General features: G+C 73.2%; 21 protein-coding genes. 13 read left to right on the top strand and 8 right to left on the bottom strand.

What is annotated here, in order from left to right; translation table 11 throughout:
* Positions 1 to 11: 11 nt before the first annotated feature.
* A complete protein-coding gene (locus AB0O19_RS10375) occupies positions 12 to 1,304 on the bottom strand; it encodes a YihY/virulence factor BrkB family protein (protein ID WP_363584111.1) in 1,293 nt (430 codons plus the stop codon).
* Positions 1,305 to 1,482: 178 nt separating this feature from the next.
* On the opposite strand from AB0O19_RS10375, the gene AB0O19_RS10370 reads away from it, so the two are divergent.
* From AB0O19_RS10370 to AB0O19_RS10320, 11 genes are all read left to right on the top strand, one after another.
* Positions 1,483 to 1,566, top strand: a complete 84-nt coding sequence (locus AB0O19_RS10370; RefSeq protein ID WP_347878562.1) for a putative leader peptide — start codon at positions 1,483 to 1,485, stop codon at positions 1,564 to 1,566.
* A gap of 198 nt (positions 1,567 to 1,764) precedes the next feature.
* Positions 1,765 to 3,489 carry a nitrite/sulfite reductase gene (locus AB0O19_RS10365; protein ID WP_363619000.1) on the top strand — a complete coding sequence of 575 codons (1,725 nt, stop codon included), beginning with the start codon at positions 1,765 to 1,767 and terminating at the stop codon, positions 3,487 to 3,489.
* Complete coding sequence (locus AB0O19_RS10360; RefSeq protein ID WP_363619088.1) at positions 3,486 to 3,734, top strand: hypothetical protein; 249 nt, start codon at positions 3,486 to 3,488, stop codon at positions 3,732 to 3,734. The genes AB0O19_RS10365 and AB0O19_RS10360 overlap by 4 nt, the downstream gene beginning before the upstream one ends.
* The gene (locus AB0O19_RS10355; RefSeq protein ID WP_363618999.1) at positions 3,715 to 4,416 is read left to right on the top strand and encodes a phosphoadenylyl-sulfate reductase; all 702 of its coding nucleotides are present in this window, start codon (positions 3,715 to 3,717) and stop codon (positions 4,414 to 4,416) included. Before AB0O19_RS10360 ends, AB0O19_RS10355 begins: the two co-directional genes overlap by 20 nt.
* Before the next feature lie 34 nt (positions 4,417 to 4,450).
* The gene (gene cysC / locus AB0O19_RS10350; protein ID WP_363618998.1) at positions 4,451 to 5,047 is read left to right on the top strand and encodes an adenylyl-sulfate kinase; all 597 of its coding nucleotides are present in this window, start codon (positions 4,451 to 4,453) and stop codon (positions 5,045 to 5,047) included.
* Positions 5,044 to 6,003, top strand: a complete 960-nt coding sequence (cysD, locus tag AB0O19_RS10345) for a sulfate adenylyltransferase subunit CysD (RefSeq protein ID WP_363618997.1) — start codon at positions 5,044 to 5,046, stop codon at positions 6,001 to 6,003. The genes cysC and cysD overlap by 4 nt, the downstream gene beginning before the upstream one ends.
* Before the next feature lie 2 nt (positions 6,004 to 6,005).
* Positions 6,006 to 7,340, top strand: a complete 1,335-nt coding sequence (locus AB0O19_RS10340) for a GTP-binding protein (RefSeq protein ID WP_363618996.1) — start codon at positions 6,006 to 6,008, stop codon at positions 7,338 to 7,340.
* A gap of 195 nt (positions 7,341 to 7,535) precedes the next feature.
* On the top strand, positions 7,536 to 8,696 hold the full coding sequence (locus tag AB0O19_RS10335) for an aliphatic sulfonate ABC transporter substrate-binding protein (RefSeq protein WP_363618995.1): 1,161 nt from the start codon (positions 7,536 to 7,538) through the stop codon (positions 8,694 to 8,696).
* 232 nt (positions 8,697 to 8,928) lie between these two features.
* Positions 8,929 to 9,741, top strand: coding sequence for an ABC transporter ATP-binding protein (locus AB0O19_RS10330; RefSeq protein WP_363618994.1), 813 nt, complete (start codon positions 8,929 to 8,931; stop codon positions 9,739 to 9,741).
* A complete protein-coding gene (locus AB0O19_RS10325; protein ID WP_363618993.1) occupies positions 9,728 to 10,666 on the top strand; it encodes an ABC transporter permease in 939 nt (312 codons plus the stop codon). The genes AB0O19_RS10330 and AB0O19_RS10325 overlap by 14 nt, the downstream gene beginning before the upstream one ends.
* A gap of 11 nt (positions 10,667 to 10,677) precedes the next feature.
* Positions 10,678 to 11,406, top strand: a complete 729-nt coding sequence (locus tag AB0O19_RS10320; RefSeq protein ID WP_363618992.1) for a sirohydrochlorin chelatase — start codon at positions 10,678 to 10,680, stop codon at positions 11,404 to 11,406.
* A 13-nt stretch (positions 11,407 to 11,419) separates the two neighbouring features.
* On the opposite strand, the gene AB0O19_RS10315 is transcribed toward AB0O19_RS10320, so the two are convergent.
* The 5 genes from AB0O19_RS10315 to AB0O19_RS10295 form a co-directional block, all read right to left on the bottom strand.
* A complete protein-coding gene (locus tag AB0O19_RS10315) occupies positions 11,420 to 11,830 on the bottom strand; it encodes a PIN domain-containing protein (RefSeq protein ID WP_363618991.1) in 411 nt (136 codons plus the stop codon).
* Complete coding sequence (locus AB0O19_RS10310; protein WP_363618990.1) at positions 11,827 to 12,048, bottom strand: type II toxin-antitoxin system VapB family antitoxin; 222 nt, start codon at positions 12,046 to 12,048, stop codon at positions 11,827 to 11,829. The genes AB0O19_RS10315 and AB0O19_RS10310 overlap by 4 nt, the downstream gene beginning before the upstream one ends.
* A 183-nt stretch (positions 12,049 to 12,231) precedes the next feature.
* Positions 12,232 to 13,746, bottom strand: coding sequence for a DEAD/DEAH box helicase (locus AB0O19_RS10305; protein WP_363619082.1), 1,515 nt, complete (start codon positions 13,744 to 13,746; stop codon positions 12,232 to 12,234).
* A gap of 391 nt (positions 13,747 to 14,137) precedes the next feature.
* The gene (locus AB0O19_RS10300; protein ID WP_350881634.1) at positions 14,138 to 14,344 is read right to left on the bottom strand and encodes a cold-shock protein; all 207 of its coding nucleotides are present in this window, start codon (positions 14,342 to 14,344) and stop codon (positions 14,138 to 14,140) included.
* 323 nt (positions 14,345 to 14,667) lie between these two features.
* Positions 14,668 to 16,815, bottom strand: coding sequence for an MMPL family transporter (locus tag AB0O19_RS10295; protein ID WP_363619081.1), 2,148 nt, complete (start codon positions 16,813 to 16,815; stop codon positions 14,668 to 14,670).
* A 470-nt stretch (positions 16,816 to 17,285) separates the two neighbouring features.
* On the opposite strand from AB0O19_RS10295, the gene AB0O19_RS10290 reads away from it, so the two are divergent.
* Positions 17,286 to 18,179, top strand: coding sequence for an aminoglycoside phosphotransferase family protein (locus tag AB0O19_RS10290; RefSeq protein ID WP_363618989.1), 894 nt, complete (start codon positions 17,286 to 17,288; stop codon positions 18,177 to 18,179).
* Positions 18,180 to 18,448: 269 nt separating this feature from the next.
* Positions 18,449 to 19,465 carry a polysaccharide deacetylase family protein gene (locus AB0O19_RS10285; RefSeq protein WP_363618988.1) on the top strand — a complete coding sequence of 339 codons (1,017 nt, stop codon included), beginning with the start codon at positions 18,449 to 18,451 and terminating at the stop codon, positions 19,463 to 19,465.
* Positions 19,466 to 19,499: 34 nt separating this feature from the next.
* Here the strand turns inward: AB0O19_RS10285 and AB0O19_RS10280 are convergent, their stop codons facing one another.
* Both AB0O19_RS10280 and efeB read right to left on the bottom strand, forming a co-directional pair.
* The gene (locus AB0O19_RS10280) at positions 19,500 to 20,201 is read right to left on the bottom strand and encodes an exonuclease domain-containing protein (protein ID WP_363618987.1); all 702 of its coding nucleotides are present in this window, start codon (positions 20,199 to 20,201) and stop codon (positions 19,500 to 19,502) included.
* Between the two features lie 198 nt (positions 20,202 to 20,399).
* Positions 20,400 to 21,653 carry an iron uptake transporter deferrochelatase/peroxidase subunit gene (gene efeB, locus AB0O19_RS10275; protein ID WP_363618986.1) on the bottom strand — a complete coding sequence of 418 codons (1,254 nt, stop codon included), beginning with the start codon at positions 21,651 to 21,653 and terminating at the stop codon, positions 20,400 to 20,402.
* Between the last annotated feature and the right edge of the window lie 105 nt (positions 21,654 to 21,758).

The following is a 21,758-nucleotide window of genomic DNA, read 5'->3' as shown; positions in this document are numbered from 1 at the left end:
GCAGCCTGCCCCTACTGCCGCTCCCACGGCGGCCGGGGCGGGTAGTCGGGCGCCCGCCGCTCCGGCGGCGGCCCGGACGGCCGGTCGCTGTCCGGCGGGGGCGGGCCGGGCCGGTGGTGGGGCCCGCCGCGGGCGGTGAGGCGGCCGCGGACGTTGTCGGCGGCCAGGACGTCGGCCCAGCGCTCCGGGTACTCGGAGGGGACGTCGACGTCGTCGCCGTCCTCCTCGCCCCACTCCTCCTCGGCGCCTTCGGCGAGGCCGAGTTCGCGGGCGCGCCGGGCCCGTTCGGCGGCGCGCCGGGCGGCGACCTCGCGGACCACGGCGGCGGCGGCCTCCTCCTGGGCGCGCTCGTTCTCGGCGCGGGCGTCGGCGGTCTCCAGGGTGGGCCAGCGGCGGTCTATGGCGGCGTTCATGGCGGCGCCGATGAGGACGGCCAGGGCGACCACGAAGATCCACAGCAGTACGGCCACCGGCGCGGCCAGCGAGCCGTACACCGAGGGGACCTCGACCGAGCTGACCAGGTAGATCCGCAGGGCGACGCTGCAGACGACCAGCACCACGAGGGCGACCAGGGCGCCGGGGACGTCCTCGCGCCAGGGGGTGGAGACGGGGACGGCTAGGTGGTAGAGGGTGGTGAGGGAGACGATCAGCAGCACGATGGCGACCGGCCAGTAGGCGGCGCCGACCAGTCCGGCGACGCCGGGCACGGCGTTCTCGATGAGTCCGGGTCCGGCCATCAGCAGCGGCAGCACCAGGGAGCTGATGACGAGGGCGCCGAAGTAGAGGCCGAGGGACATCAGCCGGGTCTTGACGATGCCTCGCTTGCCGTCGAGCCCGTACATGACGGTGATGGTGTCGATGAAGATGTAGAGCGCTCTGGAGCCGGACCACAGCGACAGCAGGAAGCCGATCGAGACGAGGTCGGGCCGGGAGTGGGCGAAGACCTGGTCCAGCAGCGGCACCACGACCTCCTTGACGGACGAGTCCGACAGGACCGTCCCGGAGGCCGAGACGATGTCGTGCTTGAGCCGGTCGATGGTGCCGGCGCCGAGGAACTCGTCGAGGTAGCCGAGGGTGCCGGCCAGGCCGAGGAGCAGCGGTGGGATCGACAGCAGGGTGAAGAAGGCCGCCTCCGCGGCGAGTCCGGTGACCCGGTACTCGACGCAGGTGTTGGTGGTGTCCTTGACCAGCTCCCACGCCGTGCGGCGCCAGGCGGCCTGTTTGGCCGCGCGTCGGGAGCCCTTGCCCCGGCGCCGGGAGGGCCGTTCGGGGTTCGGTCTGCTCGTCTCGCCTGCTGCTTGCACGGGTCTAACGGTATCGGGCCGGGGCCGCGCGGTTGGTCTCCCCCGGGGTACGGGCGCGTGGACGGACGTCGGGGCGGGGAGCGGCGGGGATCCCCGGCAGTCTCACATGGCGAAACATCAGCGTCCGCCATCCGGATGTTAGTGGACCGCGAGTCCCGCGCCGTGCCAATCTCTTGCCATGCCGAGCGCCGGAACCACCCTAGTTGGTCGACTCCACGTCGATCTCCTTCGCGTGTCCAGCGCCATCTGTCCGGCGATCTGAGCCCACCCCGCCGCACCACCGCACCCGGCGCCACCCACCTCGCAGTCCCCGCTGGAGCGGACGCGCGGGCGCCCGGCCGGCCACGGTCACTGCTCTCCCCGGCCCTGGGAATACCCGCAGGTCACAGCAGCACCGCACCGCCACGCACCCCCAGCGACCCACCCGGCGTCAGAGCCATCTGCCCCGAAGGACTTCACCATGGCCACCACCCCCGAGACCGCCGAGCCCACGGCCGACCGCGCCGCCGCGCGCCGCCCCGCCGCGCCTCGCAAGGTGACCCGTCACCGCGGCGAGGGCCAGTGGGGCATGGGCCACTTCACCCCCCTGAACGCCAACGAGCAGTTCAAGAAGGACGACGACGGTCTCAACGTACGGACACGTATTGAGACGATCTACGCCCATCGGGGCTTCGACTCGATCGACCCCGCCGACCTGCGCGGCCGGATGCGCTGGTGGGGCCTGTACACCCAGCGCAAGGAGGGCATCGACGGCGGCAGGACCGCGATCCTGGAGCCGCACGAGCTCGACGCCGAGTACTTCATGCTGCGCGTGCGGGTCGACGGCGGCCGGCTGACCGTCGCCCAGCTGAAGGCGATCGCCGAGGTCTCCGAGCAGTACGCCCGCAACACCGCCGACCTGACCGACCGCCAGAACGTCCAGTACCACTGGATCCGGATCGAGGACGTCCCGGCGATCTGGCAGAAGCTGGAGGCCGTCGGCCTGTCCACCACCGAGGCCTGCGGCGACACCCCGCGCGTCATCCTCGGCTCCCCGGTGGCCGGCATCGCCGAGGACGAGATCATCGACGGCACCCCCGCCATCGAGGAGATCCAGCGGCGCTTCATCGGCAACAAGGACTTCTCCAACCTGCCGCGCAAGTTCAAGTCCGCCGTCTCCGGCTCCCCGCTGCTGGACGTCGCGCACGAGATCAACGACATCGCCTTCGTCGGCGTGGTCCACCCCGAGCACGGCCCCGGCTTCGACCTCTGGGTCGGCGGCGGGCTGTCCACCAACCCCAAGCTGGGCGTGCGCCTGGGCGCCTGGGTCCCGCTGGACGAGGTGGCCGACGTCTACGGCGGCGTCATCGGCATCTTCCGCGACTACGGCTACCGCCGGCTGCGCAACCGCGCCCGGCTGAAGTTCCTCGTCGCCGACTGGGGCGTGGAGAAGTTCCGCCAGGTGCTGGAGGACGAGTACCTCGCGTACCGGCTGGTCGACGGCCCCGCGCCGCAGGAGCCCAGCGGCCGCTGGCGCGACCACGTCGGCGTCCACCGGCAGAAGGACGGCCGGTACTACATCGGCTTCGCGCCGCGCGTCGGCCGGGTCGACGGCCGGCTGCTCGGCCAGATCGCCGACCTCGCCGCCGCGCACGGCAGCGACCGGCTGCGCACCACCGCCGAACAGAAGATGCTGGTCCTCGACATCGCCGAGGACCAGGTCGACTCGGTGGTGGCCGGCCTGGAAGCGCTGGACCTGCGGGTCACCCCGTCGCCGTTCCGCCGCGGCACCATGGCGTGCACCGGCATCGAGTACTGCAAGCTCGCCATCGTCGAGACCAAGGAGCGCGGCCGCACGCTCATCGACGAGCTGGAGAAGCGCCTGCCGGACTTCGCCGAACCGCTGACCATCAACATCAACGGCTGCCCGAACGCCTGCGCCCGCATCCAGGTCGCCGACATCGGCCTCAAGGGCCAGCTCGTCCCGGACGGCAACGGCGAGCAGGTCGAGGGCTACCAGGTGCACCTGGGCGGCGCGCTCGGCCTGGAGGCCGGGTTCGGCCGCAAGGTCCGCGGACTCAAGGTCACCAAGGACGACCTGCCCGACTACGTCGAGCGCGTCCTGACCCGCTACCAGGCCGACCGCACCGAGGGCGAGCGCTTCGCCCAGTGGGCGGCCCGGGCCGACGAGGAGCAGCTGTCGTGAGTGAGCGTGCCGCGCCGTTCTTCTGCCCGTACTGCGGGGACGAGGACCTGCGCCCCTCCGAGGCCGGGCACGGCGCCTGGGAGTGCCACGGGTGCCGCCGCGCCTTCCAGCTGAAGTTCCTCGGCCTGCTGTCCCCTACCGCCTCGACCGCCTCGACCGCGGCCAACTCGGCTTCGGCCGCCACGACTTCGGCCAACTCGACTGCGAACGACGGGGGTTCGTCCGGTGACCAGCTCGACGACTGACCACGAGGAGATAGCCGTCCGGGCCGGCCTCGAGCTGGAGGAGGCGACGCCCCAGGAGATCCTGGCCTGGGCCGCCGACACCTTCGGCCGCCGCTTCTGCGTCACCTCCTCGATGGAGGACGCGGTCGTCGCCCACCTCGCCTCCTCGGTGTTCCCCGGCGTGGACGTGGTGTTCCTGGACACCGGCTACCACTTCCCGGAGACCATCGGCACCCGGGACGCGGTGGCCGCGACCATGCCGGTCAACGTCATCACCCTCAGGCCGCTGCGCACCGTGGCCGAGCAGGACGCCGAGCACGGGCCGCACCTGCACGACCGCGACCCGGACCTGTGCTGCTCGCTGCGCAAGGTCGAGCCGCTCAACCGCGGCCTCGGCGGCTACGACGCCTGGGCGACCGGGCTGCGCCGCGACGAGTCCCCGAGCCGGGCGGACACCCCGGTGGTGTCCTGGGACGCCCGGCGCCGCAAGGTCAAGATCGCCCCGATCGCCCGGTGGACGCAGGAGGACGTGGACGCCTACGTCGCCGCCCACGGGGTGCTGCTCAACCCGCTGCTGTGGGAGGGCTACACCTCGATCGGCTGCTCGCCGCTGTCCTGCACCCGCAAGCCCGCCGAGGGCGAGGACGCCCGGGCCGGGCGCTGGTCCGGCTCCGGCAAGACCGAGTGCGGCATCCACCTCTGACCCACTCCCCACTACCGACGAAGGACTTGAGACTGTGACAGCTCACACCCGGGCCGCCGACGGAGCCGCGGAGGCGGCCCCCGCGGCCACCCCCTGCGAGCGCGGCGCCACCGTGTGGCTGACCGGGCTGCCGAGCGCGGGCAAGACCACGCTCGCCTTCGCGCTGGCCGGACGGCTGCGCGCCGAGGGCCACCGGGTCGAGGTCCTGGACGGCGACGAGATCCGCGAGTTCCTCTCCAAGGGCCTCGGCTTCACCCGCGAGGACCGGCACACCAACGTGACCCGGATCGGCTTCGTCGCCGAGAAGCTCGCCGCCCACGGCGTCAAGGTGCTCGCCCCGGTGATCGCCCCGTTCGCCGACTCGCGCGCCGCGGTGCGCGAGCGGCACGCGGCGGCCGGCACCGAGTTCCTGGAGGTCCACGTCGCCACCCCGGTCGAGCTGTGCGCCGAACGCGACGTCAAGGGCCTGTACGCCAAGCAGGCCGCCGGGGAGCTGGCCGGCCTCACCGGCGTGGACGACCCGTACGAGGCGCCGGAGAAGCCGGAGCTGCGGATCCAGACGCAGGGCCGCGCGGTCGCCGAGTCCGCCGCCGAGCTGCACGCCTTCCTGACCGAGAGGGGTCTCGCATGACCACCGCGACCGACGGCCCGCTCCGCACCGCCGACGCCCAGAACCAGCCGGCCGGGGGCCCTTTCGCGCTGTCCCACCTGGACGTGCTGGAGGCCGAGTCGGTGCACGTCTTCCGCGAGGTCGCGGGGGAGTTCGAGCGCCCGGTGATCCTCTTCTCAGGCGGCAAGGACTCCATCGTCATGCTGCACCTGGCTCTCAAGGCCTTCCACCCGGCCGCCGTGCCGTTCTCGCTGCTGCACGTCGACACCGGCCACAACTTTCCCGAGGTGATCGCCTACCGCGACCGCGTCGTGGCCGAGCACGGCCTGCGCCTACACGTCGCCCACGTCCAGGACTTCATCGACGACGGCCGGCTGCGCGAGCGCCCGGACGGCACCCGCAACCCGCTGCAGACCGTGCCGCTGCTGGACGCCATCGAGACGAACCGCTTCGACGCGGTGTTCGGCGGCGGGCGCCGCGACGAGGAGAAGGCCCGCGCCAAGGAGCGGGTGTTCTCCCTGCGCGACGAGTTCGGCGCCTGGGACCCGCGCCGCCAGCGCCCCGAGCTGTGGTCGCTGTACAACGGCCGGCACGCCGTCGGCGAGCACGTGCGCGTCTTCCCGCTGTCCAACTGGACCGAGCTGGACGTCTGGCAGTACATCGAGCGCGAGGGCATCGACCTCCCGGAGATCTACTACGCCCACGAGCGGGACGTCTTCGCCCGCGGCGGCATGTGGCTGACCGCCGGTGAGTGGGGCGGCCCCAGGGAGAACGAGCCCGTCCAGCGGCGGCTGATCCGCTACCGCACCGTCGGCGACATGTCCTGCACCGGCGCCGTCGACTCGGACGCCACCGACATCCAGGCCGTGATCGCCGAGATCGCCGCCAGCCGCCTCACCGAGCGCGGCGCGACGCGGGCCGACGACAAGCTGTCCGAGGCCGCGATGGAAGACCGCAAGCGCGAGGGGTACTTCTAACGATGACCAGCACCACCCAGGAAGCAACCGCCACGTCGCTGCTGCGCTTCGCCACCGCCGGATCCGTCGACGACGGCAAGTCCACCCTGGTCGGCCGCCTGCTGCACGACTCCAAGTCCGTGCTCGCCGACCAGTTGGAGGCCGTCGAACGCGTCTCGCTGGGCCGCGGCCAGGAAGCGCCCGACCTCGCGCTGCTCACCGACGGCCTGCGCGCCGAGCGCGAGCAGGGCATCACCATCGACGTGGCCTACCGCTACTTCGCCACCCCCCGGCGGCGGTTCATCCTCGCCGACACCCCCGGGCACGTGCAGTACACCCGCAACATGGTGACCGGCGCCTCCACCGCCGAACTGGCCGTGGTGCTGGTCGACGCCCGCAACGGCGTCGTCGAGCAGACCCGCCGGCACGCCGCCGTCGCCGCGCTGCTGCGGGTGCCGCACGTGGTGCTGGCCGTCAACAAGATGGACCTGGTCGACTACGCCGAGCCCGTCTTCGCCGCCATCGCCGAGGAGTTCACCGCCTACGCCGCCTCGCTCGGCGTGGGCGACGTGGTGGCCGTGCCGATCTCCGCCCTCGCCGGGGACAACGTCGTCGAGCCGTCCGCGCACATGGACTGGTACGGCGGCCCGACCCTGCTGGAGCACCTGGAGACCGTCCCGGTCGGCAGCGACCCGGGCGCCGAGCCGGCCCGCTTCCCGGTCCAGTACGTGATCCGCCCGCAGAGCGAGGAGCACCCCGACTACCGCGGCTACGCCGGGCAGTTGGCCTCCGGCGTGCTGCGGGTCGGCGACCCGGTGACGGTACTGCCCTCGGGCCACACCACCACCGTCGCCGGGATCGACGCGCTCGGCCGCGAGACGGACCTCGCCTGGGCACCCCAGTCGGTCACCGTCCGGCTCGCCGACGACCTCGACGTCTCCCGCGGCGACCTGATCGCGGCCGGCGTGATCCCCACGCCCACCAGGGACATCGAGGCCACCGTCAGCCACCTCGACGAGCGCCCGCTGCGCACCGGCGACAAGGTCCTGCTCAAGCACACCACCCGCACCGTGCGCGCGCTGGTCAAGGACATCACCTACCGCATCGCTCTGCCGACCAAGGCGGGCGACACCCTCGAACAGCGCTCCGGCGCCGAGGGGTTGAACGTCAACGACCTCGGCCACGTGGTGCTGCGCACCGCCGAGCCGCTGGCGCTCGACGCCTACTCCGACAACCGCCGCACCGGCTCGTTCCTGCTGATCGACCCGGCCGACGGCACCACCCTCACCGCCGGCATGGCGGGCGAGGCCTTCGCGACCGTACGCGCCACCGAACCCGCTGAGGAGGACTGGGTCTGATGCCCAGCGAGGCGTTCTCGGACATGGACAAGGAAGGCGGCCGCATCGGCAGCGGCGTCCTCGGCAGCGGCCAGGGCGGCCTGACCCGATGTGCGGGCCGACAGCGCTGAGTTGCGACCCCCGGCCGCCCCGACGGGCGACCGCCACGTCCCCGAGACCGCCTCCTGACGGTCCGTCGATGAACAGGACTTCACCATGGCACCGAACCCGGCCCTCTCGCATACCCGTGCCCGCCCCGACGCCGGCCGGATCAGACGCTCCGCGGTGGCCGCGGTGGCCGGCCTGACCGCCGTGACCCTGCTGTCCGCGTGCAGCTACGGCTCCAAGGCGGACGACAAGAAGGCGGGCGCCGACTCCGCCGCCAGTTCGGCCGGCGCCTCCGGCGCGAAGCTGTCCGCGGACACCGTGAAGATCGGGTACTTCGCGAACCTGACCCACGGCACCGCCCTGGTCGGCCTCCAGGAGGGGCTGTTCCAGAAGGAGTTGGGCGCCACCCAGATCAAGACCCAGGTCTTCAACGCGGGCCCGTCCGAGATCGAGGCGCTCAACGCCGGCTCCATCGACATCGGCTGGATCGGCCCCTCCCCCGCGATCAACGGCTACACCAAGTCCGACGGCCAGTCCCTGAAGATCATCGGCGGCTCGGCCTCCGGCGGGGTCAAGCTGGTGGTCAACCCGGACAAGATCTCCTCGCTGGACGACCTCAGGGGCAAGAAGATCGCCACCCCGCAGCTGGGCAACACCCAGGACGTGGCGCTGCTCAACTACCTGGCCGGCAAGGGCTTCAAGGTCGACGCGGCGTCCGGCGCCGGCGACGTCTCGGTGGTGCGCACCGACAACAAGGTCACCCCCGACGCCTACCGGCAGGGCTCCATCGACGGCGCCTGGGTGCCCGAGCCCACCGCCTCCAAGCTGGTCACCCTCGGCGCGAAGGTCCTGCTCAACGAGAAGGACGTCTGGCCGGACAAGAAGTTCGTGATCACCAACATCATCGTCTCGCAGAAGTTCCTCAAGGAGCACCCGGACGTGGTGGAGGCCGTGCTGCGCGGCTCGGTGAACACCAACGCCTTCATCAAGGCCAACCCGGACAAGGCCAAGGCCGACGCCAACGACGCGATCAAGAAGGAGGCCGGCAACGCGCTGGAGCCGGCCATCCTCGACCCGGCCTGGGCCGACATCGACTTCCTCGACGACCCGCTGGCGAACACCCTCCAGGCCGAGGCCGACCACGCCGTCACCGCCGGGCTGCTCAAGAAGCCCAACCTGAACGGCATCTACGACCTCACCCTGCTCGACAAGGTGCTCGCGGCCAAGGGCCAGGGCCCCGTGGCGGACGCCGGACTCGGCGCCAAGTAGCGCCACCCGGCTCCGAAACGGCACCGAGCGGCACCGAGCGGCGCCGAGCGGCGCCGAGTAACGCCGAGCCGCGCCGAGTCCGCCCCAGACTCCGCCCCCGACTCCGCGGTCCGGACCCCCGCCCGCCCGGTCGATCCGCGATCGATGCCCACCGGGACGGGCGGGGCCGGGCCCCGGCCCCGCTCCCGCTCCGCCAGCCCTCAGCCAGACCACTCACGCAGGAGGTGCCCGGATGACACCGGCACTGACCACCTCGGCGGACACCGCCGACGCCGCCGGCGCCGACGCCGACGGCGCCGCGCCCGCCGTCCGGATCTCGCACGTGCACAAGTCCTTCGGCCGCCCGGGCGCGCAGACCCACGTCCTGGACGACATCACCCTCGACGTCGCGCCCGGCGAGTTCGTCACCCTGCTCGGCGCCTCGGGCTGCGGCAAGTCCACCCTGCTCAACCTGGTCGCCGGCCTGGACAAGCCCAGCCGCGGCACCATCGAGGTGCCCGGCGGCCGCCCCGCGCTGATGTTCCAGGAACACGCGCTGTTCCCCTGGCTCACCGCCGGCCGCAACATCGAACTCGCCCTCAAGCTGGCCGGCGTCCCCCGCCCCGAGCGCCGCGCCGAAGCCGAGCGCCTGCTCGAACTCGTCCGCCTCAAGGGCTCGTACGGCAAGCGCGTGCACGAGCTGTCCGGCGGCATGCGCCAGCGCGTCGCGATGGCCCGCGCGCTCGCCCAGGGCAGCCAGGTGCTGCTGATGGACGAGCCGTTCGCCGCGCTCGACGCCATCACCCGCGACGTGCTGCACGACGAGATCACCCGGATCTGGGCCGAGCGGCAGCTGTCCGTCCTGTTCGTCACCCACAACGTGCGCGAGGCCGTGCGCCTGGCCCAGCGCGTCGTCCTGCTCTCCTCCCGCCCCGGCCGGGTCGCCCGCGAGTGGCGGATCGACCTGCCGCAGCCGCGCCGCATCGAGTCCGCCGGCGTCGCCGACCTGTCCATCGAGATCACCGAAGAACTGCGTGGGGAGATCCGTCGCCATGGCCAGCACTGACAGCACCCCGGTCCTGGAGAAGACCGGCAAGGCCGGCAGGGCCGACAGGACCGACGGGGCCGCCGCCACGGACACCGCCGGTGTCGGCGCCGGCCTGGACGCCCTCGACGCCGTCTCCACCCAGCGCGGCTCGCTCGGCCAGGCGCTGCGGACCAAGGCCCTGCCGCCGCTGATCGGCGTCCTCGTGGTGCTCGCCCTGTGGCAGGGCGCCTACAGCCTGCACCTCACCTCCGCCTACAAGCTGCCCAGCCCGACCGACGTGTGGCACTCCGCCCAGGAGCTCTGGTACCAGGGCACGCTGTTCTCGATCATCTGGACCAGCGTCTGGCGCGGCCTGTCCGGCTTCCTGCTCGCCGTCGTCATCGGCACCCCGATCGGGCTGGTCGTCGCCCGCGTCCGGCCGGTGCGCACCGCCATCGGCCCGGTCCTCCAGGGCCTGCAGTCGCTGCCCTCGGTCGCCTGGGTGCCGGCCGCGGTCATCTGGCTCGGCATCAACGACCGGATGATGTACGCGGTCATACTGCTCGGCGCCGTCCCCTCCATCGCCAACGGCCTGGTCGCCGGCATCGACCAGGTGCCGCCGCTGTTCCTGCGCGCCGGACGCACCATCGGCGCCACCGGCCTCACCGGCGCCCGGCTCGTGCTGATCCCCGCCGCGCTGCCCGGCTACCTGGCCGGCCTCAAGCAGGGCTGGGCGTTCTCCTGGCGCTCCCTGATGGCCGCCGAACTCGTCGCCTCCTCCCCCGACCTCGGCCGGGGCCTGGGCCGGTTCCTGGAGGACCAGCGCGAGTTCTCCGACATGTCCGGGGTGCTGCTCGGCATCATCCTGATCCTGTTCGTCGGCATCGCCATCGAACTGCTCGTCTTCACCCCGGTCGAGCGCCGGGTGCTGCGCAACCGCGGCCTGCTGGCCGCCGTCAAGTAAGGCCGACGCCGATGCCCGCCCTCCTGCTGATCGCCCACGGCAGCCGCGACCCGCGGCACGCCGCGACCGTGGCCGCACTGGTCCAGGAGGTGCGGGCGCTGCGCCCCGGGCTGGACGTCGCCACCGCCTACCTGGACCACTGCGCGCCGCGCATCCCGCAGGTCGTCGGGCGGCTCGGAGACGCGGTGGCCGTCCCGCTGCTGCTCAACCGGGCCTACCACGCCAAGCACGACATCCCGGCCGCCCTGCGCACGGCCGGCGCGGCCCTGCCCGTCGCCGCCGTCCTGGGCCCGTCGCCGCTGCTGCTCGCCGCCCTGGACCGCCGCCTCGCCGAGGCCGGGGTGGACGTGCGCTCGGCCGCCGTCCGGGCCCGCACCGGCGTGGTGCTCGCGGCGGCCGGCTCCTCCGACCCGGCCGCCGACGCCGCCACCCGCACGGTGGCCGCCGGGTGGCGCCGCAGCCGCGGCTGGGCCGCCGTCGAGGTGGCCTACGCCTCCGCCACCGGCCCGCGCGTGCCCGACGCCCTGGCCGCCCTGCGCGCCGCGGGCGCCGCCCGCACCGCCGTCTCCCCCTACCTGCTGGCCCCGGGCCTCCTGCCCGACCGCATCGCCGAGGCCGCCGCCGGAGCGGACGCCGTCGCCGCCGTCCTGGGCCCCGCCCCCGAACTCGCCGCCCTCCTCCTGGAGCGCTACGACGAGGCGCGTACGGCTGCCACGATGCCCCGGACGCTCACCGCCTGACCACGGGGCCGGCTCACCCGTGATCGAGGACGCTGTGCTCGCTCAGGTCGGCGGCGTGCCGCGCCACCGCGCGGTAGCCCGCATCGTCGTGGAGGACCGTGAGGCCGTGGTGCGCGGCCGTCGCCGCGATCATGAGGTCGACCGCGGAGGCACTACGGTGCTGCCCGGCGAGGGCCATGCGCCGCTGAACCGTGTCGATCCAGCGCCCAGCGTTCTTCGGTACCGAGACGTCCGGGTACAGGTCGGCGAACATCTCGGTGATCTCGTCGTACTCCCGGCCGCTGCGCGCGTTGTACAGAAACTCCGCGCGCTGCGGGTAGCACGACGCGATCGCCCCTGCGTCGATCGCGTCGTACCAGACGGCCAGGAGCTTGGGCTCGCCCAACAACCGGACGAGTCCGGAGGTGTCGAGGAGATAGATCACCGGGCGTCCTTCTCCGCTCGGTGCATCCGCTCTGCGTCCTCGACGGCTCCCCAGTGCCGAGCCCGCTCGAAATGCCGGCTGATCCGGGCAGCACGTTCCTGCCGCTCGGCGTAGAAGCGCAGTGCCAGGTTGACGGCGTCCTTCTTGGTCCGAACTCCGGCGAGCGTCATTGCTCGTTCCAGCGCGTCTTCATCGATGTCGATCTGTGTCACGGACATCCGGATACCTCCGTCGACCGATGGTGGTGATGTACATAGCATTGCACATGACCAACATCAACGGAGGTTCGCCCGGGTCGGACCGCCGCAGGGTGACGGCGTCCGTCGGACGGACGGGCCCGCGACGAAACGGCCCGGCCCCCTCGGTGCGAGGGGGCCGGGCCGTCGGACGGTCGCCGGGGGTCAGTCGATGGCGCGGCGCTGGCGGCCGGTGCCGTAGTTGGAGCCGGACTTGGCGCCGCTGCCGGGCTTGGCGCGGCCGGAGGAGCGGCCGATGAAACCGGCCGCCTGGGGGCGGTCGCCCTGGGCGGCGGCGGCGCCCATGCGCTGCTTGGGGCGGGGGCGTCGCGGGTTGCCGTTCATGTCGACGTCGGCGGGCAGCGCGGAGCGCTTGCCGGGGCGGCGGCGCGGGTTGCCGGACTTGGCGTCGGCCTTGGCGGCCGGGGCCTCGGCGGGCGCGGGGACGGCGACGGCGACCGCGACGCCGCTGGGGGTGCGGGCACCGGTGATCTTGGCGAGGTCGGCGTCGCCGGGGCGGACCTTGGTGACGGTGGGGCGGATGCCCGCGACCGTCATCAGCCGGTTGACCTCGCGGCGCTGCTCGGGCAGGACGAGGGTGACGACGGTGCCGGACTCGCCGGCCCGGGCGGTGCGGCCGCCGCGGTGCAGGTAGTCCTTGTGGTCGACCGGCGGGTCGACGTTGACGACCAGGTCGAGGCCTTCGATGTGGATGCCTCGGGCGGCGACGTTGGTGGCGATCAGCGCGGTGACGTGGCCGTCGCGGAACTGGTCGAGGACCCGGTTGCGCTGCGGCTGGGACTTGCCGCCGTGCAGGGCCGCGGCCCGGACGCCGGTGGCGAGCAGCTGCTTGGCGAGGCGGTCGGCGCCGTGCTTGGTGTGCACGAACATGATCACGCGCCCGTCGCGGGAGGCGATGTGCGCGGTGGTGGACGCCTTGTCGGCCTGGTCCAGCTGGAGGACGTGGTGGTCCATGGTGGTGACCGCGCCGGCCGACGGGTCGACCGAGTGGGTGACCGGGTCGGTGAGGAAGCGCTTGACCAGGCGGTCGACGTTGCGGTCCAGGGTCGCGGAGAACAGCATCCGCTGCCCGCCCTCGGCGACCTGCTCCAGCAGCTTGCTGACCTGCGGGAGGAAGCCCATGTCGGCCATCTGGTCGGCCTCGTCGAGGACGGTGATGGCGACGTCGGACAGGTTGACGTCACCGCGGCCGATCAGGTCGTCGAGCCGGCCGGGGGTGGCGACCAGGACCTCGGTGCCACGGCGGACGGCGTTGGCCTGGCGGTTGATCGACATGCCGCCGACGACGGTGGTGATCCGCAGGTTGACGGCGGTCGCGTAGGGGGTGAGCGCGTCGGTGACCTGCTGGGCGAGCTCGCGGGTGGGCACCAGGACGAGCGCCAGCGGGTAGCGGGCGACGGCGCGGCGCCCGGCGGTGCGGGCGAGCAGCGGCAGGCCGAAGGCGAGGGTCTTGCCGGAGCCGGTGCGGCCGCGGCCGAGCACGTCGCGGCCGGCGATCGAGTCGGGCAGCGTGGCGCCCTGGATCGGGAACGGCGCGGTGACGCCTTCGCGGGTGAGCGTGCTGAGGATGCCCTTGGGCAGGTCCAGTTCGGCGAAGGTGTCCGCCGGGGGCCGGGCCGGGGTGCCCTCGACGACGGTGAAGTCGGCGGCCTCGGGCACGGCGGCGGCGCGGGTGTTCTTGGGGGCGCCGGTGCGGCCGCGCGGCTTGCGGGCGCGCTCGGCGTCGCCGGTGGCGCGCGGGTTCTCGCCGCGGCGGGCGCGGTCGCCGGTGCCGGTGCGGCCGGCGTTCTCGCCGCGGCCGGCGCCGGCGCTGCGGCGCGGGTTCTCGCCGCGGCGGGCCTGGTCGGTGGTGCGGGCGGCGCGGTCACGCGGCGGGCGGGCAGGGGTGGTCACGAAGTCTCCGTACGTCGGTCGGCAGCCCCGGGTGGGGGCTGGTCGGCCGTCGGTAGGAAACTCGCCGCCCCGGCCGTACGGCGGCATGCGCGGGGGCCCGCACCGTGTGGTACGGGCCCCCGCTTCGCGAGATCGCGAGTCAGCGTGGAGGCTGACGTCAGCCGATGACGCGGATGTTCTCGGCCTGCGGGCCCTTCTGGCCCTGGGTCACGTCGAACTCGACGGCCTGGCCCTCGACGAGCTCACGGAAGCCGTTGGCCTGGATGTTCGAGTAGTGCGCGAACACGTCCGGGCCGCCCTCGGCCTGCTCGATGAAGCCGAAGCCCTTTTCGCTGTTGAACCACTTCACGGTGCCGGTAGCCATAACCGTCTCCTCAAAAAACTGGGGCATCAGGGATTCACACCGCGTGAACCCCGGAGTAGCCGCGATCCCCATCCGGAGACTGAAACACCGGACAAAACAAATGCGCCTGTTGGTTGGACCAGCAGGCGCACACATACGTTCATGGGAACCAAAACTGCAACTGAGTCGACTGTAGCACGGCGACACCCCGATTGACCGGGGACTTTTGTGCTCAACAGATCACGTTTGACGGCCAGGGAAAGGGGGCAAGCGGCGCCCCGCCGAAGCGGGACGCCGCCTGTGTGGCGCGCCGGTCGGGCGTCGACCGTGTCCGAACGAGGCGATCAGCGCCGTCCGGCCGGCTCCGGCACGCCGTACGCGTCCGCCGCCGGGCCGGCACCGAGGCTTGCGCCGTGGCTGCCGCCGTGGCCGTGCTCGGGGTCGGCGCCGTGGCCTGGCCACCAGGCCCGGTTGCCGATCAGCGCGGTGAGCGCCGGGGTGAAGAACATCGCCATCACGAAGGCCGCCAGCACGATGCCGAAGGCCATCGCGAAGCCGAACTCCATCATGAAGGTGTTGCCGGCGAGCATGAACGTCCCGAACGAGGCCGCCAGGATGAAGCCGGCCGCGGCGACGGTCGGGCCGCCGTGGCGCAGCGCCTCACGGGCCGCCTCGCGCGGGCTGCGGCCCGCGCGGGCCTCCTCGCGCAGACGGGCGATGATCAGGATGTTGTAGTCCGTCCCGATCGCCACCACGAAGAGGTAGATGAGGATCGGCATCATGAACATCAGGCCGGTCTCGTTGCCGATCTTCTGGAAGATCAGCGTGGTGGCGCCCAGCGTGGCGCTGAAGCCGAGGCCAACCGAGGCCATCAGGTACCAGGGGGCGACCACGCTGCGCAGCTGGAGGGCCAGGATGAGCAGGATCAGCAGCCCGGCGATCGGGAAGACCAGCTTGTAGTCGTGGGTCATCGCCAGGTTGATGTCCTTGAACACCGAGGTGAGGCCGCCGACCTTGGCCTCGCTGCCGGCCGGGGCCTGCGCGTGGGCGACGGTGCGCAGCTCGGTCACCGCGTCGATCGCCTCGTTGCTGGCCGGGGCGTCCTTGAGCATGACGGTGAACTGGGCGGTGGCGCCGTCGGCGCTGATGCTCTTGGCGTCGGCGCTCGGCAGGTAGACCTTGGACACCCCGCCGACGCCCTGCAGCTTGTCGGCGAAGGCCGGGAAGGAGGCCGGGTCGAGCTTCTTGCCGTCGGTGCTGCTCAGGTAGACCTGGCTCGGGTCGGCGGCGCCGGCGGAGAAGCCCTTGGCCATCTTGTCCTGGACGACCATCGACTCCTTGTCCTTGGGCATGGAGCTGCCCGCCATGTCGAAGAGGCCGTTGTAGCCGAGCGCGCCCACGGACAGGGCGACCAGTACGCCGCCGGAGGCGACGGCGGCCAGCGCCGGGCGCTTCTGGACGACCCGGCCGAGCGCGGTGAAGCGCGCGGTGCTCGGCTCGTCCGTCCACTTCTTGCCGGGCCAGAAGACGGCGCGGGCGGGGATGACCGCGAGCAGCGCGGGGGCCAGGGTGAGCGAGGCCAGGGCGGTGACCACGACCGCGATCGCCAGCGCGGGGCCGAGCGCCTGGAACATGCCGAGGCTGGAGAGGATCAGCGCGGCGAAGGCGATGGTGACGGCGCCGGCGGCGGAGGCGATCGCCTCGCCGACCCGGCCGACCGCGTTGGCCACGGCGGCGTTGCGGTCGTCGCCGGCCCGCAGTCGCTCGCGGTAGCGGAAGGCGAGGAACAGGAAGTAGTCGGTGCCGACGCCGAGCACGACGACGATCAGGATCGCCATCAGGATGGGTGTGCTCTTGAGGTTGAAGATGTCGGTCGCGTAGTTGATCAGGCCGATGGAGGCGGGCAGCGCGATCATCAGCGAGACCAGGACCGGCAGCAGGCCGGCCAGGATGCCGCGGAAGATGATGCCGACGATCACGATGACCAGGAGCACCGTGGCCATGGTGATGATGCCCTCGGCCGAGCCGGAGGCTTCCTTCTGGTCGAGCGCCTGGGCGGCGGGGCCGCCGAGCTGGAACTTCAGGTCGGTGCCGGAGGCCAGTGCCTTGCCGTCGTCGCGGAGGGCCTTGGCGATGTCCGCGGTCCCGTTCTGGTCCTGCTGCTTCGACTTGTCGACGGCGATCATGGCCATCGCGTACTTGTGGTCCGGGGATATGCCCAGTTGGTCGGACGGCGGGATGATCTTCTCGACGCCGTCGATCTTCTTGGCCGTCAGGTCCTGGACGAGCTTGCCCATCGCGGCCTTGTCCGCGTCGGTGAACGCGGCGCCGTCGTTGCGCTCGAAGAGTGCGAGCGCGCCCGGGGTGAAGGCGGCCGGGAAGGCCCGCTCCTGCACCTGTGCGGCCTGGATGGACTCGTAGTGCTTGGGGAGGAACGCGGCTTCGTCGGTCTGCGAACTGACCTTCGGCGCGGTCATGAGGACGGCGATCATTCCGATCACCCACGCGATGATCACCCACCACGCACGGCGTACGACGAATTGTCCTAGTCGGTGGAACATGCTCGATGCCTCCTGGGCATGGTTCACCGCAGCCCTTGGGGGACGGGACGCCGGGCGACGGCTGGACCGGTGGGAGACGCGCGGCGGCGCCCCCTAGCCGGTCGGCAGGTAAGTGGATTCGGGCGTCATCCTACGAGTACTTGCTTGCCGCCCGGCAAGGAGCCCCCGTGGTCCAACCCCCGTCAGGCCGCTCCGAAGCGGCCCCGACCCAGTCTCTCCCGGGCGCACGCCCCTTGACCTCGTGCTCCGGGTGGAGACAGCTCCCCCTCAGGGTGGATCTCTCCCCTACCCCCTGGGAGGAGATGTCAGGGTGGGAGGGTAGGGAAAACCCCACCCCGGTCCGTCATGATGATCACCGTCCGGAGGCCTCCGGATGAACGCCGCCCCAACGGAGCACCGCCATGATCCCCTTCGACGAAGGCCGCGCCCGGCTGCTGCTCGCCCACGCCTGCGAGTCCGCCGGACTGCCCGGCCCCGGCGACGCCCGGCTGCTCGCGCTCGGCGAGAACGCCGTCTTCGACCTCGGTGACCCGGCCGTCGTCGCCAAGGTCGGCCGCGGCCCCGAACTGTACGAACGGGCGCGGCACGAACTCGCCGTCGCCCACTGGCTCGCCGCCCAGGACGTCCCGGTGGTCCGCCCGTACGACGCGGTGGAAGCCGAGCCCCAGCTCGCCCACGGGCACCCCGTCACCTTCTGGCACCGGCTCGCCCCCGCCGTCCGCCCCGCCCGCCCCGCCGACCTCGCCCCGCTGCTGCGCGCCCTGCACCGGCTGCCGCTGCCGCCCTTCCCGCTCGCCCACCGCGACCTGCTGGCCCCCGTCGAACGCTGGCTGGCCTCCGCCGAGGGCCACGTCGACCCGGCCGACGTCGCCTTCCTGCGCCACCGCCGCGACGGCTTCGCCGCCGCCCTGCCCGACCTCGCCCCGCACCTGCACCCCGGTGTGATCCACGGCGACGCGCTGCCCCGCAACGTCCACGTCGGCCCGGACGGGCCCGTCCTGCTCGACCTGGAGAACGTCTCGCACGACCTGCGCGAACACGATCTGGTGGTCCTCGCGCTCAGCCACGACCGGTACGGCGCGCCCGGCGAGGAGTACCGGGCCTTCGTCGAGGCGTACGGCTGGGACGTGCGCGCCTGGCCCGGCTTCGCGGTGCTGCGCGGGGCCCGGGAGACCGCCAGCGCCTCCTGGGTCGCCCAGCAGGTGCCCGGCAACCCGGCCGCGCTGGCGGAGTTCCGGCGCCGGGTCGCCTCGCTGCGGGAGGGTGCCACCGAGGTGCGCTGGTACCCGTTCTGAGGCGTCGGGCTCCCGGGGCGTCGGGCTTCCGAAGTGACGGGCTCCTGAAGTGCCGGGCCTCTGAAGTGCCGGGACGCCCCCGTCACGGCCCCCGGGATACCCGGCGGGCCGCGGGGGCGCCAACCCGGGCGCGTGTGAGAAGACTCCTACGGCGCTCCGGTCCGCTCCGCAACCGGGGCACGTACGCTCGGCGTCCTATCGGACAGTCATCCTGACCGAGGGATCGGCACCCGTCCTCTGCACCCCTCTGCACCACAGGAGCCGCCGCCATGCCCCACTCCGCCACCCGCCGGCCCTCCCCTCCGACCCGTACGGCCCTCACGGCCCGCCGCCGGCTGGTCGCAGGCTGCGTCGTGGCGGCCGCCACCCTGGGCCTGGCCGCGTGCGGCACCGCCAGCGGAGCCCTCCAGCCGACGGCCGGCGTCAGCACCCAGCCCCCGATCACCATCGCGCCGACCGACTCCCGGCCGACCGACGGCCCCGTCGCCACCGTCGCGCCCGCCCCCGGCTCCGACAGCGCACCCGCCTCCGCCGCCCCGCCGGCCGTCCCGAAGCCGCGCACGCCCAAGGCGCCGGCCGAGACGACCGCCGCGCCCCACAGCGGCACGCCGAGCACCCCGGTCACCACCACCCCCGTCGCGACCACGCCCTCGGGCACCCCCGCGCCGACGCCCGCGCCGGTCAAGCCGGGCACCGTCATCGGCTCCACCGCCTCCGGCGGCCACACCGTGGCGCTCACCTTCGACGACGGCCCCGGCCCCGCCACCGGCCAGATCCTCGACCTGCTCGCCCAGTACCACGCCAAGGCCACCTTCTGCGAGATCGGCCAGAACGCCGCCGCCAACCCGGCCCTGGTCAAGCGCGTCCTCGCGGCCGGCCACCGGCTCTGCGACCACAGCGTGCACCACCCGCAGCCGTTCGCGAAGCTCCCCCACGACAAGGCCGCCTACGAGATCTCCGCCGCCAGGGACATGATCGTCAAGGCCGGCGGCCCCGGCACCCGGGTCAGCTGGTTCCGCGCCCCCGGCGGCGGCTTCAACGCCGACAACGAGCAGATCACCGCGAGCCTCGGCATGTCCTCGCTCGGCTGGTCCGTCGACCCGCGCGACTGGTCCCGCCCGGGCGTGCCCGCCATCGTCTCCACCGTGCAGAAGCAGCTCAAGCCCGGCGGCGTGATCCTGATGCACGACGGCGGCGGCGACCGCACCCAGACCGTGGCCGCGCTCAAGCAGCTGCTGCCCTGGCTGGTCGCCCAGGGCTACACCTTCGACTGGCCGGCCGGCTAGGCCCCGCCCGGCCCGCCGGCCTCACCGGGGGCGGTCACCTCATCGGCCACCGCGGGTCGACCACGGCCTGCGGGTCCTTGCCGCGGCGCAGCCACGCCTGCAAGCCCTCGGCCCACTCCCGGTACCAGCCGATCTGGCGCTCGTGCAGCTCGGCCGGCGCGACGTCGCCGACCTCGGGCCGGTAGCGCTCGGCGAGGGCGACGGCGACCCGGACGGCCGCCAGCGCGTCGCTGCCCGCCTCGTGCGCGTCCGTCAGCTCGACGCCGTACACCTCGCAGACCCGTTGCAGGGTGCGCGAGCCCTTGCGGTACTTGTCCACCGCCCGGTCGACGACCAGCGCGTCCAGCACCGGCCCGACCGGGGCGCCGAGGCGCTCGGCGAGCGGCACCAGCCCGTACCGGCGCAGCTCGGCGTCGAGCAGCGACAGGTCGAACGGCGCGTTGAACGCGACCACCGGGCGCCCTGCGGCGAGCCGCTCGCAGAGCGCGCCGGCTATCTCCTCCACCGCCTCCTTGGCCGGCCGGCCCTTGCCGCGGGCCAGGTCGTCGCCGATGCCGTGGATCGCCTCCGCCTCGGCCGGGATCGGGACCCCGGGGTCGAGCAGCCAGTGCGCGGCCCCCACCCGGCGGGCCCCGACGGTGTCCACGAGCGCGGCCGTGACGATGCGGTCCACGGCCGGGTCGGTGCCCGTGGTCTCCAGGTCGAAGCCGACCAGTGGCTGCTGCCACCAGCTCATAAGGGGGTGTCCTTCCGTCCTGCCTCTCGAAACAGCCCCCATCATCACCCGCCCCACCGACATCCCGGCCGCCGGGGCGGTCGGGGTGCGGGCCGGTGCGGCGGCGGACGGCGGCGGACGGTCCCCTCGGTTTCGGCAGGTCGCCCCAACGGCGGTCGCCCGCGCCCCGGTTGGGCGACGGGCGCGCGAACCGGGGCGTCAGGTGGCGGTGAGGAGGGTGCGGCCGAGCCAGTCGGTGGTGTCGTGGGCGCCGGGGAGGACGTAGAAGTAGCCGCCGCCGGTGGGGCGGAGGTGGCGGGCGAGGGGTTCGGTGTTGAGGCGGGTCTGGACGGCTTCGAACTGGCGGGCCACGTCCTGCTGGTAGCAGCAGAAGGCGAGGCCGAGGTCGGGTTCGCCGTCGGAATCGAGGCCGCGGTCGTAGTTGAAGGCGCGGCGCAGGATGCGGCTGTCGCGGGTGCCGTCGGTGCGGGGGTTGGCGAGGCGGATGTGGGAGTCGAGGGGGATGACGGCGCCGTCGGGGTCGTTGCGGTAGTCGGGGGTGTCGGTCTCGCCGGCCGCCCCGAGCGGGGCGCCGTCGTTCTTGCGCCGGCCGATCAGGCGTTCCTGCTGCTTGAGCGGCACCTCGTCCCAGCCGGCGACGAGGGTGCGGATGGCGCGGATGACCTGGTAGCTGCCGCCGGCGGCCCAGCGCGGTTCGTCGCCGCCCTCGCCGACCCAGACGAGGGCGTCCAGCTCGCGGGCGTTCGTGGTGTCGGGGTTCTCGATGCCGTCCTTGAAGCCGAGCAGGTTGCGGGCGGCGCCGGTGGGGCGGGAGCGGCTCTGGAAGCCGTCGAGCTGCCAGCGCGGGCGGATCAGGCCGTTGGTGCTGCGCAGCAGGTCGCGGATGGTGTGCTGGACGGTGTCGCGGTTCTCGGCGCAGATCTGGAGCGAGAGGTCGCCGTGGCATTCGGCGGGGCGCAGCGCGTCGACGGGGAAGGGCCGCATGGCGGTGAGCCGGCGGGGGCGGTGGCGGGTGAGGCCGTAGCGGGTGTCGAAGAGGGAGGCGCCGACGGCGACGGTGACGGTGAGGTCGTCGGCGGGCAGGTCGGGGCCGAGGGTGCCGCTGTCGGAGGGGGCGGCGGCGGGGCCGAGGTCGGGCGGGGTGCCGCCGGCGGTGAGGAAGCGGATGCGGTCGGTGAGGGTGCGCAGGAGGGTTTCGAGGGCCTTGCGGTCGCGGGCCTTGACGTCGAGGGCGAGGAAGGTGCCGTAGCCGGGGGGCGGGTTGGTGATGCCGGCCTGGTGGTGGCCGTGGAAGTCGATGCGCCGGGTGGCGGTGCGGGGCGCGGCCTGGGCGGGGCTGGCGCCGGTGAGGGTGAGGGCTCCGGCGGTGGTGGCGCCGAGGGCGGTGCGCAGCAGGCCGCGGCGGGTGGCGCGGGGGTGTTCGGAGCCGGTGGAGTGCGGGCTGTCGATCATGGACGGGACGCTAACAAGCCGTCGGGCCCGGTGCTCGGGTGAGCGCCGCGCCCGACCGCCGGTCACCATCCGTCCGGCCTACTCGCGTCACCCGGGCGAGCGTCA

Source organism: Kitasatospora sp. NPDC091276 (assembly GCF_040684355.1).
Lineage (GTDB): Bacteria > Actinomycetota > Actinomycetes > Streptomycetales > Streptomycetaceae > Kitasatospora.
This window is presented reverse-complemented; position numbering and strand designations above follow the sequence as displayed.